This is a genomic window from Stenotrophomonas sp. NPDC078853 (assembly GCF_044901215.1).
Lineage (GTDB): Bacteria > Pseudomonadota > Gammaproteobacteria > Xanthomonadales > Xanthomonadaceae > Stenotrophomonas > Stenotrophomonas lacuserhaii.
In genome coordinates, this window is record NZ_JBJDOQ010000027.1 from 1 (window position 1) to 13844 (window position 13844).

Below are 13844 nucleotides of genomic sequence, written 5' to 3' on the forward strand. Positions count from 1 at the left end.
GTCATGGCACATAAAAAAGGCGTAGGCTCTTCGCGCAACGGTCGCGACTCCAACCCGAAATACCTCGGCGTGAAGATCTTCGGTGGCCAGGCCATCGACGCCGGCAACATCATCGTGCGTCAGCGCGGCACCCAGTTCCACCCGGGTACCGGCGTCGGCCTCGGCCGTGACCACACCCTGTTCGCCCTCGTGGACGGCAAGGTGGAGTTCTCGGTGAAGGGTGCGAAGAAGCGTCGCACCGTCAGCGTGGTTTCGGCCGAAGCCTGATCCAGGCGCGGCTGGCGCCCATGCCAGTCATGGGTGCGCTGCAGAAGAGCCCCGCTTCGGCGGGGTTTTTCGTTGGATGCAGCAGGTAGTTTCGAGGTACATCCGGTCCACCGCGCAGGTGGCCGAGCCCTGGCGACGCCGGGGCAGTAGAATCCCAAGGCGACGGCAGGCTGCCGCGCCCATCGCAGGCATCGAAAAATGAAACTGGTAGACGAAGCAGAAATTGAAGTGTTCGCCGGCAACGGCGGCAATGGCTGTATCGGCTTCCGTCGCGAGAAGTTCATCCCGCTCGGTGGCCCCGATGGTGGCGATGGCGGCGGCGGTGGCAGCGTGTGGATCCGCGCCGACGAGAACCTCAACACCCTGGTCGATTTCCGCCATGACCGCATCTTCAAGGCGCAGCGCGGCGAGAACGGCATGGGCCGCCAGGCCTATGGCAAGGGCGGCGAAGACCTGGTCATCACCGTGCCGGTTGGCACCACGGTGACCAACGTGGCCACCGATGAAGTGATCGGTGACCTGACCCAGCACGGCGATCGCCTGCTGGTGGCCAAGGGCGGCCGCGGCGGCCTGGGCAACATGCATTTCAAGAGCTCGACCAACCGCTCGCCGCGCCAGGCGCTGCCGGGCGAGCCGGGTGAAGAGCGCTCGCTGAAGCTGGAGCTGAAGCTGCTGGCCGACGTTGGCCTGCTGGGCTTCCCGAACGCCGGCAAGAGCACGCTGATCCGTGCGGTGTCGGCGGCGACGCCGAAGGTGGCTGATTACCCGTTCACCACGCTGTACCCGAACCTGGGTGTGGTGAAGGTGGAGAACTACCGCAGTTTCGTGATCGCCGATATTCCCGGGCTGATCGAAGGTGCCGCCGACGGCGCCGGGTTGGGCGCGCAGTTCCTGCGCCACCTGCAGCGCACCCGTCTGCTGCTGCATCTGGTGGACATTTCGCCGATGGAAGGCGGGGTGGAAATTTCGCCGGTGGAGCAGGTGCGTGCGATCGAGCGCGAGCTGGAGCGGCATGATCCGGAGCTGCTCGACAAGCCGCGCTGGCTGGTGCTGAACAAGGCTGACCTGATGTTCGAGGACGAGGCCAAGGCAGCGGCCGAGCAGATCATTGCGGACCTGGGTTGGAAGGAGCCGTGGTTCCTGGTGTCGGCGCTGGGTCGTGAGGGTACGTTCCCGGTGATGAGCAAGATCATGGCGTTCTTCGATCGTCAGAAGGAAGACGAGCTGCAGGCGCGACACGCGGCTGGCGAGTAATCGTCTTCGTTTGATTGAACGCGAAAAGCCCGGCTTCGGCCGGGTTTTTTGTGGCTGTTGGTTGGCGGCGGGTTGGCGGCGAACGGCGGAGCCCCTCGTGGTGGGTCGCTCTACAGCTTGTTTTCTGGGTTGGGCCGGGCGGGAGGGGGTTGGTGGGGGACGGCAAGAGCCGCTCCTGCGGGCCTCGTTTCGCGCCATCCATGGCGCGGGTCCACGTCATCGCATTCGCGCTGCCGCTCCCACGCTTTGCTGCGCAAACCGCGGGCCCCGTCTCACCAGCACCCACACCCCGCCGCTTCGCGGCCGCCCCTGACTCAGGGGCTCCTCCACCCGACGCGCCACCGTGCCTCTCGGTAGCGCCGACCCATGGTCGGCGAGCGCAGCGGCACCGTTGGCGGGGGCATTCCGCCGACCATGGGTCGGCGCTACCGATCTGCTTTTCTTTTTCTTTTCCGTGGTGGGCCGCCGCAGAATTCCGGCAGGGCCGGGCGGTGGGGCTGGGCGGGGGCGTTGAGCGGCAGGGACGCCGCGAAACGAGGCCCGCAGGATGCGGCTGTTGCCGTCCCCCGACCAGCCCCACCGCCCGGCCCAAATCAGAGAGGGCTTTACGCGACCCACCACGAGGGGCTTCGCCGTTCGCTGCCAGTTCGCTGCCAAATCGCAGGCAACAAAAAACCCGGCCGGAGCCGGGTTTCAAGTAGCAGCCAAACACCCTGGGGGCGCGGGCGACTTCGCCTGATCAGGCGGCCTTGAGGGCCTTGATGCGGGCGGTCAGGCGGCTCTTGTGGCGAGCAGCCTTGTTCTTGTGGATCAGACCACGCGCGCTGAAACGATCGAGGATCGGCTGGGCAACGGTGAAAGCGGCTTCGGCGCCGGCTGCATCGTTGTTATCCAGAGCCTTGATCACTTTCTTGACAGCGGTGCGCAGCATCGAGCGCTGAGCCACGTTGCGCGCGTTGCGCACGACGGTCTGCTTGGCGCGCTTCTTGGCGGACTTGATATTGGCCACGGTGGTGGTTTCCTGAAAAATCGGTGTTATGGGAACAGCAAGCTAGCTAGTATGATGACTCGAGAAATGTACGTCAAGTCGATTGTCAAGAGGATGTTTGAGTGAGTTCACCCAAGATGCTGCGGGGCCTGCTGTCGTTCAGCAGCATGACAATGGTTTCGCGGGTGTTGGGGCTCGTACGGGACACCGTCATCACCACGACTTTTGGTACGAACGCCACGACGGACGCGTTCTGGGTCGCCTTCAGGGTACCTAATTTCCTGCGCCGGTTGTTCGCCGAGGGCTCTTTTGCCACCGCCTTCGTGCCGGTGTTCACCGAAGTGAAGGAGACCCGCAGCCACGAGGAGCTGCGCGACCTGATGGCGCGGGTGGCCGGGACGCTCGCCGGCGTGTTGATGGTGGTGACGGCACTGGCGCTGATCTTCGCGCCGCAGCTGGCCAATCTGTTCGCCAGCGGCGCTACCACCGATCCGGCCAAGCAGGGCCTGCTGGTCGACCTGTTCCGGCTGACGTTCCCGTTCCTGTTCTTCGTCTCGCTGACCGCGCTGGCGGGCGGGGCGCTGAACAGCTTCCAGAAATTCGCGATGCCGGCGCTGACCCCGGTCATCCTCAACCTGTGCATGATCGGCGGCGCCCTGTGGCTGGCCCCGCGCATGGACGTGCCGATCCTGGCGCTGGGCTGGTCGGTACTGGTGGCCGGCATGCTGCAGCTGCTGTTCCAGTTGCCCTCGCTGAAGGGCATCAACCTGCTCACCCTGCCGCGCTGGGGCTGGAACCATCCCGGCGTGCGCAAGGTGATGACGCTGATGATCCCGACCCTGTTCGGTTCGTCGGTGGCGCAGATCAACCTGCTGCTGGATACCGTCATCGCCGCCAAACTGACCGACGGCTCGCAGTCCTGGTTGTCCTTGGCTGACCGCTTCCTGGAGCTGCCGCTGGGCGTGTTCGGGGTAGCGCTGGGCACGGTGATCCTGCCGGCATTGGCGCGGCACCACGTCGGCACCGACCGCGCGGGCTTCTCCAATGCGCTGGACTGGGGCCTGCGGATGACCCTGCTGATCTCCATCCCGGCCATGCTGGGGCTGCTGCTGCTGGCCGAACCGCTGATCGCCACGATCTTCCAGCACGGCCAGTTCAGCGCGTTCGATACCCGCATGACCGCGCTGGCGGTATACGGCCTGAGCTTCGGGCTGCCGGCCTTTGCGCTGTTGAAGGTCGTGCTGCCGGCCTTCTACGCCCGCCAGGACACCCGCACCCCGGTGCGCGCCGGCATCGCCGCGCTGGTGGCCAACATGGTGTTCAACTTCGCCCTGCTGGCGGTGCTGTACCAGGTGATGGTGCCGGCGGAGCTGCGCGCGCAGGGCGTCATGCAGGCGCTGGGCCAGCAGCCGGGGCTGCACCTGGCGCTCGGCATCGCCAGTGCGCTGTCCAGCTACCTGAACCTCGGGCTGCTGTGGTACTGGCTGGGCAAGACCGACGTGTATGAGCGCCGCCCCGGTTGGTCGCGTTTCCTGGTCCGCCTGGCGGTGTCGTGCGTGGCGATGGTGGGCGTGCTGCTGGCCCTGCTGTACTGGCTGCCGGCGTTCTCGCCGATGGGCCTGTGGCAGCGGATCGGCGCGCTGTCGCTGCTGGTCGGGGCGGGCGGGGCGACCTACCTGCTGGTGCAGGTGGCGCTGGGCCTGCGTCCGCGCGACCTGCGTGGGCATTGATCCACGGCCACCACGGCTATACTTCATGGTTACCACAGTTGATCCAGCGGCCCGTGCCGGCCGCGAGCGGAGTTGATGAGCAGGTTGTTTCGAAGCGTTGAGGGCGGGGCGTTGTTCCCGCACGGAAGCGTGGTCTGCATTGGTGCCTTCGACGGCCTGCACCTGGGCCACCGGGCGCTGGTGCGCCACGCCGTCGCCCGTGCCCGCGCGCTGGGCGTGCCGGCCGTGGCCGTGGCCTTCGAGCCGTTGCCGCGCGAGTTCTTCGCCCAGGGCAGGCCGCCACCGCGGTTGACGCTGGCGCGCGGCAAGGTGGAGATGCTGCGCGAACTCGGCGTGGATGCCATCGGCCTGCTGCGTTTCGATGCGCGCATGGCCGCCATGCAGGCCGAGGACTTCGTGCAGCGCCTGCTGGTACAACGGCTGAGCGCGCGTGAAGTGTGGATCGGCCCGGAATTCCAGTTCGGCAATCGTCGGCGCGGCAACCTGGCGTTGCTGCAGCAGATGGGCGCCCAGCTCGGCTTCCAGGCCAATGAAATCGAGCCGGTCCATCTGCGCGGTGAGCGCATCTCCAGCACCCGCATCCGCCAGCTGCTGCTGGCCGGTGATTTCGACCACGCCAGCGACCTGCTGGGGCGGCCCTACGCGATCAGCGGACGGGTCGTGCGCGGACGCCAGCTGGGCCGTACGCTGGGCTATCCCACCGCCAACCTGCGTTTCCCGAAGACGCCGGCGCTGTCGGGCATCTATGCCACCCTGGTGCACGGCGTTTTCGAGCAGCCTTGGCCTTCGGTGTCCAGCTTCGGCACCCGTCCCACCGTGGACGGCGTGGAGCCGCTGCTGGAAGCCCACCTTTTCGATTTCCAGGGCGACCTGTACGGTCGACACATCGACGTCGAGTTCGTGGCCAAGCTGCGCGACGAAGAAAAGTTCAATGATCTGGCGGCACTGACCGACCAGATGCACCGCGATGCCGAACAGGCGCGCGCCATCCTTTCCGAACATAGATTGCGAGCCACTGCGTGAGCCAGGACTACAAAGCCACCCTCCATCTGCCGGCCACCGAATTCCCGATGCGCGGCGACCTGCCCAAGCGCGAGCCGGGCATCCTGGCGCGCTGGGAAGAGCAGGGGCTCTACGCGCAGCTGCGCGAGAACGCCACCGGCCGCCCGCTGTTCGTGCTGCACGACGGCCCGCCGTATGCCAACGGCCGCATCCACCTGGGCCATGCGGTCAACAAGATCCTCAAGGACATCATCGTCAAGTCGCGCTATCTGGCCGGCTTCGATGCGCCCTACGTGCCGGGCTGGGACTGCCACGGCCTGCCGATCGAGATCGCGGTCGAAAAGAAGTGGGGCAAGGTCGGGGTGAAGCTCGATGCGGTAGAATTCCGGCAGAAGTGCCGAGAGTTCGCCGAGGAGCAGATCGAGATCCAGCGCGCCGACTTCAAGCGCCTGGGCGTGACCGGCGACTGGGACAACCCGTACAAGACGCTGAGCTTCGAATTCGAAGCCAACGAAATCCGCGCGCTGTCCAAGATCGTGGCCAATGGCCACGTGATCCGCGGCGCCAAGCCGGTGCACTGGTGCTTCGACTGTGGTTCGGCGCTGGCCGAAGCGGAAATCGAATACCAGGACAAGGTCTCGCCGACGGTGGACGTGGCCTACACGGCGCGTGATTCCAAGGCGCTCGCCGCGGCCTTCGGCGTGGACCTGCCCGAAGGCGTGGAAGTGGCGGTGCCGATCTGGACCACCACCCCGTGGACCCTGCCGGCATCGCTGGCGGTGTCGCTGGGTGCGGCCATCGAGTACTCGCTGGTGGAGGGCCCGGCGCACAACGGCGGCCGTCGCTGGCTGGTGCTGGCCACCGCGCTGGCCGGCCGCTCGCTGGCACGTTATGGCGTGCAGGACGTGGTCAGCCACGGCCACGCCAACGGCGCGGCGCTGGAAAACCTGCTGCTGGCCCACCCGTTCTATCCGCAGCGCGATATCCCGCTGCTCAATGGCGCCCACGTGTCCGACGAAGACGGTACCGGTGCGGTGCATACCGCCCCCGGCCACGGCCAGGAGGATTACGCGGTCAGCCAGCAGTACGGCTTGCTGGAGCGCTACCACGCCGGTGAAATCAATCCGATCGACGGCGCGGGCGTGTACCTGCCGTCGACCCCGCCGGCCGGCGATGTCGTGCTTGCCGGGGTGCACCTGTGGAAGGCGCAGCCGCTGATCGTGGAGGTGCTGCGCGCGTCCGGCGCACTGCTGGCCTTCGCCGAGATCACCCACAGTTACCCGCATTGCTGGCGCCACAAGAAGCCGGTGGTGTTCCGTGCCACCCCGCAGTGGTTCATCTCCATGGAGAAGGCGAAGCTGCGCGAAGATGCGCTGACCGCCATCGACAACGTGGGCTGGTTCCCAGCCTGGGGCAAGGCGCGCATCCAGAGCATGGTCGATGGCCGGCCGGACTGGTGCATCAGCCGCCAGCGCACCTGGGGCGTGCCGATCGCACTGTTCACCCACCGCATCACCGGTGAGATGCACCCGCGCAGCGTGGAGCTGATGCAGGCCGTGGCCGATCGCGTGCAGGTGGACGGCATCGACGTCTGGTACTCGCTGGACGCCGCCGAACTGCTGGGCGCCGAAGCGGCCGACTACGAAAAAGTCACCGACATCCTGGATGTCTGGTTCGATTCCGGCGTCACCCACGAAGGCGTGCTGCTGGCGCGTGGCTTCGGCAAGCCCGCCGACCTGTATCTGGAAGGTTCCGACCAGCACCGCGGCTGGTTCCAGTCCTCGCTGCTGACCGGTGTGGCGATCGACCGCCATGCGCCGTACAAGCAGTGCCTCACCCATGGTTTCACCGTGGACGAGCACGGCCGCAAGATGTCCAAGTCGCTGGGCAACGGCATCGAGCCGCAGGACATCATGAAGACCCTGGGTGCGGACATCCTGCGCTTGTGGATCGCCTCGGCCGACTACAGCAATGAAATGTCGCTGTCGCAGGAGATCCTCAAGCGCAACGCCGATGCCTACCGTCGGCTGCGCAACACCGCACGCTTCCTGCTGGCCAACCTGGACGGTTTCGATCCGGCCGTCCACCTGCGCCCGCTCAACGACATGGTCGCGCTGGACCGCTGGATCGTGCACCGCGCCTTCGAACTGCAGGAAAAGATCAAGGCGGCGTACGAAAGCTACGACATGGCCGAGATCGTGCAGCTGCTGCTGAACTTCTGCAGCGTGGACCTGGGTTCGCTGTACCTGGACGTGACCAAGGACCGCCTGTACACCATGGGCGAGGACTCACGCGGCCGGCGTTCGGCGCAGAGCGCGATGTACCACATCGCCGAAGCGTTCACCCGCTGGATCGCCCCGATCCTGACCTTCACCTCCGACGAGCTGTGGGGCTACCTGCCGGGCGAGCGCAGCGCACACGTGCTGTTCGACACCTGGTACGACGGCCTGGCACCGCTGCCGGCCGATGCCGAACTGTCCGCCGCCGATTTCGACCAGCTGCTGGCCCTGCGCGAGCAGGTGTCCAAGGTGCTGGAGCCGATGCGTGCCAACGGTGCCATCGGTGCCGCGCTGGAAGCGGAGATCACCGTCGCCGCCAGCGAAGAGCAGGCCGCACGCTGGCAGCCGCTGGCCGAGGAACTGCGCTTCCTGCTGATCAGCGGTGACGTGCAGGTGCGCCCGGCGACCACCGAGGAAGTGTTCGTCAGTGCCCAGCCGACCAGCAAGACCAAGTGCGTGCGCTGCTGGCACTTCCGTGCCGACGTGGGCAGCGTGGCCGAGCATCCTGAGATTTGCGGCCGCTGTGCCGACAACATCGGCGGTGCCGGCGAAGATCGGCGGTGGTTCTGATGACCGCCGTCCGTCCGCGTCCGAACGCGCTGATCTGGCTGGTCCTGTCGGTGGTGGTCATCATCCTGGACCAGTGGAGCAAGGCCTGGGTGCTGTCCAGCCTGCCCGAATACGAGCCGGTGCCGGTCATCGAAGGCTTCTGGAACTGGTTCCGCACCTACAACACCGGGGCGGCGTTCAGCTTCCTCAGTGATGCCGGCGGCTGGCAGAAGTACTTCTTCACCGCGCTGGCGATCGGCATCAGTGGCCTGATGGCGTGGTGGCTGTACGGCACCGCCCGCAGCAACTGGCGCAGCGCGCTGCCGTTCGCGCTGGTGATCGGCGGGGCCATCGGCAACGTGATCGACCGCCAGGTGCACGGCCATGTGGTGGATTTCATCCAGTGGTACGTGGGCGACCACTACTGGCCCTCGTTCAACATCGCCGATGCGGCGATCGTGGTAGGCGCCGTCGGTATCGCGGTGTTTGGCCTGTTCGAGGGCAAGTCGTCCAAAAAAGCGGATAATACGACCCCGTAACCCCCCAAGCCGGCCGACGCCGGGAGACGTTGATAGATGGATGTCCTGCTCGCCAATCCGCGTGGTTTCTGTGCTGGTGTCGATCGTGCGATCGAGATCGTGAAGCGCGCGATCGAAACGCTCGGTGCACCCATCTACGTGCGCCATGAAGTGGTGCACAACCGTTTCGTGGTCGACGACCTGAAGCAGCGTGGCGCCATCTTCGTCGAGGAACTGGACGAAGTACCGGACAACAACACGGTCATCTTCAGCGCACACGGCGTATCCCAGGCGGTGCGCCAGGAAGCCGATCGCCGTGGCCTGAAAGTGTTCGATGCTACTTGTCCGCTGGTAACCAAGGTGCATTTCGAGGTGGCGCGCCATTGCCGCGCCGGCCGCGACGTGGTGCTGATCGGCCATGCCGGCCACCCCGAGGTGGAAGGCACCATGGGCCAGTGGAACCAGGAAGCGGGCACCGGGAAAATCTATCTGGTGGAAGACGTGGAGCAGGTGGCCTCGCTGGTGCTCGACCAGCCGGAAAACTTCGCCTACACCACCCAGACCACGCTGTCGGTGGATGACACGCGCGGCATCATCGATGCGCTGCGTGCCAAGTTCCCCGCCATGCAGGGGCCAAAGAACGACGACATCTGCTACGCCACGCAGAACCGCCAGGACGCCGTGCGCGACCTGGCCAAGCGCTGCGACCTGGTGCTGGTGGTGGGCTCGCCGAACAGCTCCAATTCCAACCGGTTGAGCGAACTGGCTCGCCGTGAAGGCGTGGAGTCCTACCTGATAGACGGCGCGCACGAGATCGATCCCGCGTGGGTGATCGGCAAGCAGCACATCGGCGTCACCGCCGGTGCATCGGCGCCGCAGGTGCTGGTGGACGGCGTGCTGGCCCGCCTGCGCGAACTCGGCGCCGACGGCATCGGCGAGCTGGAAGGCGAACCCGAATCGATGGTGTTCGCCCTGCCCAAGGAACTGCGCCTGCGTCTGGTCGACTGACCACCGCGCAGCCTCTGGTAGCGCCGACCGATGGTCGGCGAGCGAAGCGGCCGCCTTTGCGTTTGACGTTCCGGGCGATTCCCACCCGACTTTGCCCAATCCGGCCACCGGCCGATCCGTGACCTTTGGCCATGGGGCGGGGCATTGCCGTGGGCCTAGGATCAAGGTTCCCCTTCTGCTGGAACTGCCGATGAAAACCCGTGCCCTGGCGCTGTCCGTCCTGCTCTCGTTGACGACAACGCCGGCACTCGCGCAGACCCCGCCGCCGGCCGGCAGTGCCTGGCCCGGCACGCTGCGCATCAACGTCGACGCACGCGACCTGGACCGCCGCATCTTCAAGGTCACCGCCACGGTGCCGGCCAAGCCGGGCCCGCTGACCCTGCTGTATCCGCAGTGGCTGCCGGGCAACCATTCGCCCAGTGGCCCGATCGACAAACTGGCCGGCCTGCAGGTCACTGCCAATGGCAAGCCGCTGAAGTGGGAGCGTGACCAGTTCAACGTGTATGCCTTCAAGGTGGATGTGCCGCAGGGGGCCACCGAAGTGGTGGCGCGCTTCAATTACCTGTCTTCGCAGGGCGGCAGCCAGGGCCGCGTGGTGATGACCCCGGAAATGCTCAACCTGCAGTGGAACGCCAGTTCGTTGTATCCCAGCGGGGTGGATGCCGGAGGGCTGCAGGCGCAGGCCAGCGTGACCCTGCCGGCCGGCTGGTCCTATGCGACCGCGCTGGAAACCGAGCGCCGCGACGGCGACACCGTGGTATTCAAGCCGATCAGCTATGAGCACCTGGTGGATTCGCCGTTGTTCGCCGGCGAGCACTTCCAGCGCTTCGACCTGGATCCCGGCGCGAAGCAGCCGGTGCACCTCAATGTGTTCGCCGATGATGCCAAATCGCTGAAGGCCAGCGCGGAGCAACTGAAGGCGCACCGCGCGCTGGTGCAGCAGATGGACAAGCTGTACGGCGCACGCCATTTCGATCATTACGACTTCCTGCTGGCGCTGACCGACAAGCTGGGCGGCATCGGACTGGAGCACCACCGTTCCAGCGAAAACAGCGGCGATGTGGGCTATTTCACCGAGTGGGACAAGAACTGGTGGGCGCGCGATCTGCTGCCGCACGAGTACAACCATTCCTGGAACGGCAAGTACCGCCGCGGCGCCGACCTGGCAACCGCCAACTTCAATGTGCCGATGGGCGACAGCCTGCTGTGGGTGTACGAAGGGCAGACCCAGTTCTGGGGCCAGGTGCTGGCCGCGCGTTCCGGATTGTGGAGCACCGACCAGGCGCGTGACATGCTCGCCAACGTGGCGGCGACATTCGATCGCGGGCGTCCCGGACTGGCCTGGCGGCCGCTGCAGGACACCACCAACGACCCGACCATCGCCCAGCGCCGTGGTCTGGCGTACCGCAACTATCAGATGAGCGAAGACTACTATTCCGGCGGGCAGATGCTGTGGCTGGAAGTGGAGGGCAAGCTGCGCGCGCTGAGCGGTGGCAAGCGTGGCCTGGATGATTTCGCCAAGGCCTTCTTCGGCATGGACAACGGCGCGTGGGACGTCAATCCGTACACCTTCGATGACGTGGTGGCCACGTTGAACACCATCGCCCCGGCGGACTGGGCCGGCTTCCTGCGCGAGCGCCTGGATGGGCATGGATCGTTGATCGGCGGGCTGGAAATGGCGGGCTGGAAGCTGGCTTACCGTGATACCCCGAACGAGGCCTTCAAGGCGCAGGAAACCCGCGCCAAGGCCGCACTGCTGACCTATTCCATCGGGGCTACCGTGACCGACGCCGGCGTGGTGGGTGACGTGGTGTGGGACAGCCCGGCCTTCAATGCCGGTCTTGCACCGGGCATGACCGTGATCGCCGTGGACGGACGCGAGTACAAGAGCGAGCGGCTGAAGGAGGTCGTGGCCGGCTCCCGGGACAGCAAAGCGCCGATCACCCTGCTGGTGAAACATTTCGACCGGGTAATGCCGATCAGCATCGATTACCACGGCGGCGCGCAGTACCCCGCGCTGGAACGGATTGCCGGCACGCGCGATGGGTTGTCCGCGCTGTGGAAGGCGCGCTGACCTCACCGTTGAGGCTCAGCCTGCCCCGGTAGCGCCGAGCCATGCTCGGCGAGCAGCATCCTGATCCATCTGCAAGGGTCAGCCTGCCCCGGTAGCGCCGAGCCATGCTCGGCGAGCAGCATCCTGATCCATCTGCACACGCGACGGATTCCCTGGATCGTAAAGAATCTGCAGCGTCTCACGTGGAATCGTCGCCAGATCAATCAACGGCACGTAGCGCCGGATCACCGCGCGCTGCGGCTGTCCGGCCGCATCGGTAAACCGCAGCTCGAACTCCACCTGCGGCTGTTCGTTGAAAAACGCACCGGTCTGCCGTACGTCGTCGATGATGGCAACGGCGCCCACGCCGCGATACTTCAGCGCATTGGCCGCCGCATCCGCTTGCAGCCGGCGCATCAACAGTCGTATGCCAACGACGAACACCCACAGCACCAGCGGACAGATCAGCAGCGGATGCCCAAGGCTTAAAAAGGTCCAGCCCAGTCCCTCGTTCTGCAGGTGCCATGCCACGCCGTACGCACTCGCGACCACTGCCACGAACAACACGCCGATCGACGCGCGCAGCCATAGCGTGCTGTGGTTGGTCTCCGGCGTGCCGCCTTCCAGGGACATGTTGGGATAGGGGCCGGGCGAGCGGCTCAAACGGGCGGGCAGCGTGCGGCCGACTTCGTAGCGCCGCTGCATCGGCTTGCTGTCCACCAGCACGAGTTCATCGGTGATGGGCGTGCCAGACAGATTGTCGAAGGCCAGGCGCAGCCGCAGCTGCGGGAAACCGTCGACGCTGCCGGGCAAGCAGACCACCTGCTCGATAAGTGCATTGCGCGGCTCACCGCGGGTCAGGATGTCGTGCATCCGGCGCACCGAGCGCACTCCGGCGAGCACGAGGGTGTCTACGTAGACGTAGAGCAGGCCCAGCCACAGACCCACGGAGATGGCCAGCATCGTCAGCGCCCACGCCGGCGCGATTCGGGCCTCGAGCGGCACGGGGTAACTGGCTTGGCCGTACATCATCACGGGCAAGCCGACGGCGAACATCAGCGCGAAGAACAGCAGGAATGCGCCCCAGAACCAGAGTGGATTTTTCACGGCCATGTGAGGGAGTACAGGGGAGGGCAGCGTACTAGAGGGGTGTCAGGGCCTTGTCGGGAATGGCGTTGGAGCCACGCGCAGCTTGTGACGTTTGAGGGCACTATAAGGACGACACAGCAGGAGAACGGGACGCGATGAGAAGGACAGCGGTAATCGCAGGATGCGTAGTGGTTGTCGTGGCGATCGGCGGTGCGCTCTGGTGCTGGCGTGGCGATGCGCAGCCCGGGACGGTGTCGGCTGTTGAAGCGGACCTTGTCGGGGGTGTTGCAGGCAGCGCAATGCCCGTCGCGCGGTTGACGCCCCGGCAGCCTTCAGGCCGCCCCGGATCTTCCGCCTACGATCCAGCCATGCTGCAGCAGGTGGGTGCGAAGGCCTACAGCATCCACCGCCCCCCGGCGTGGCGGGCGGCCGGGGACGCGAAGCAACAGGTGCTCGCGCTGAAGCCCCGCTCGGACGCGGGTGATGGTCTTGCCACGTATGAAATCGAGCTCGTGGTGCGTGACTGCAGGAATCTGATCTCCGGGGAACCCGAAGCGAGCTGGCAGGCCATGCGGCGCGCCGGCATGCGACCCGATCCGGACTTCCTGAGCAAGCTGGAGGTGCGTTTGGGCGAGTGCGTCGCCCTGAGCCAGGATCCCGCGCTCTACCAGGCGCCGTGGCTGGCACGCGCGGCCGAGCAGGGCTCGGTGGAGGCGCAGTTGCTCTACGCGATCGACGTGCGAACGGCGGTGGGTGCGGCGTCGGCAGAGGAACTGGCTGAGCGCGAGGAGGACGTACTGGCGTGGCGTGAGACCTCCCTGCGCTACCTGCATGCGCTGGCGGACGGCGGCAACGTGGAGGCGCTGTCAGGCCTGCAGAGCGTTCATGAAAGTGGTTACCGGACCGTCAAGGATCCGGTCGCGGCTTACGCCTATGGGCAGGTGCTGCAACGGCTGAGCCCCACGTTCTGGTCGGATGCGCTGCTGGCCCAGTCCCGCCAGGCCCTCTCCCTGGACCAGCAGCGGATGGCCGCCGAGCAGGCGGAAGCAATCTACCGCCGCTGCTGCATGCTGACCGGGGCCGGTGATTGACCGGCTGTTCCCCAGC

The 13844-nt window shown here is 66.2% G+C and carries 11 protein-coding genes; 9 read left to right on the forward strand and 2 right to left on the reverse strand.

The genetic code is table 11. The features are described 5' to 3' along the window. Positions 1-3 precede the first annotated feature (3 nt). Entirely contained in the window at positions 4-267 is a 264-nt protein-coding gene (gene rpmA, locus ACI2JH_RS18915) for a 50S ribosomal protein L27 (RefSeq protein ID WP_042615145.1), read from the forward strand. Between the two features lie 198 nt (positions 268-465). After that, on the forward strand, positions 466-1521 hold the full coding sequence (gene cgtA / locus ACI2JH_RS18920) for an Obg family GTPase CgtA (protein WP_101100211.1): 1056 nt from the start codon (positions 466-468) through the stop codon (positions 1519-1521). Between the two features lie 739 nt (positions 1522-2260). Here cgtA and rpsT read toward each other — a convergent pair. Then, a complete protein-coding gene (gene rpsT, locus ACI2JH_RS18925; protein WP_042614258.1) occupies positions 2261-2530 on the reverse strand; it encodes a 30S ribosomal protein S20 in 270 nt (89 codons plus the stop codon). 116 nt (positions 2531-2646) lie between these two features. Between rpsT and murJ the strand changes: the two genes are divergently transcribed. From murJ to ACI2JH_RS18955, 6 genes are all read left to right on the forward strand, one after another. Then, a complete protein-coding gene (gene murJ / locus ACI2JH_RS18930) occupies positions 2647-4239 on the forward strand; it encodes a murein biosynthesis integral membrane protein MurJ (protein WP_404736957.1) in 1593 nt (530 codons plus the stop codon). A gap of 75 nt (positions 4240-4314) precedes the next feature. After that, on the forward strand, positions 4315-5262 hold the full coding sequence (locus ACI2JH_RS18935; RefSeq protein WP_404736932.1) for a bifunctional riboflavin kinase/FAD synthetase: 948 nt from the start codon (positions 4315-4317) through the stop codon (positions 5260-5262). Then, complete coding sequence (gene ileS, locus ACI2JH_RS18940) at positions 5259-8090, forward strand: isoleucine--tRNA ligase (RefSeq protein ID WP_404736933.1); 2832 nt, start codon at positions 5259-5261, stop codon at positions 8088-8090. The genes ACI2JH_RS18935 and ileS overlap by 4 nt, the downstream gene beginning before the upstream one ends. Then, positions 8090-8608 (forward strand): signal peptidase II, encoded by a 519-nt coding sequence (lspA, locus tag ACI2JH_RS18945; protein WP_404736934.1) that lies wholly within the window; start codon positions 8090-8092, stop codon positions 8606-8608. The genes ileS and lspA overlap by 1 nt, the downstream gene beginning before the upstream one ends. 36 nt (positions 8609-8644) lie before the next feature. Continuing rightward, the gene (ispH, locus tag ACI2JH_RS18950) at positions 8645-9595 is read left to right on the forward strand and encodes a 4-hydroxy-3-methylbut-2-enyl diphosphate reductase (RefSeq protein ID WP_042615501.1); all 951 of its coding nucleotides are present in this window, start codon (positions 8645-8647) and stop codon (positions 9593-9595) included. A gap of 190 nt (positions 9596-9785) precedes the next feature. After that, on the forward strand, positions 9786-11669 hold the full coding sequence (locus ACI2JH_RS18955) for a M61 family metallopeptidase (RefSeq protein WP_191771010.1): 1884 nt from the start codon (positions 9786-9788) through the stop codon (positions 11667-11669). Positions 11670-11747: 78 nt separating this feature from the next. Here the strand turns inward: ACI2JH_RS18955 and ACI2JH_RS18960 are convergent, their stop codons facing one another. Beyond that, positions 11748-12761 (reverse strand): hypothetical protein, encoded by a 1014-nt coding sequence (locus ACI2JH_RS18960; protein ID WP_404736935.1) that lies wholly within the window; start codon positions 12759-12761, stop codon positions 11748-11750. Between the two features lie 344 nt (positions 12762-13105). Here ACI2JH_RS18960 and ACI2JH_RS18965 point away from each other — a divergent pair, with 344 nt between their 5' ends. Next, positions 13106-13828, forward strand: a complete 723-nt coding sequence (locus tag ACI2JH_RS18965; protein WP_404736936.1) for a hypothetical protein — start codon at positions 13106-13108, stop codon at positions 13826-13828. Positions 13829-13844: the final 16 nt, after the last annotated feature.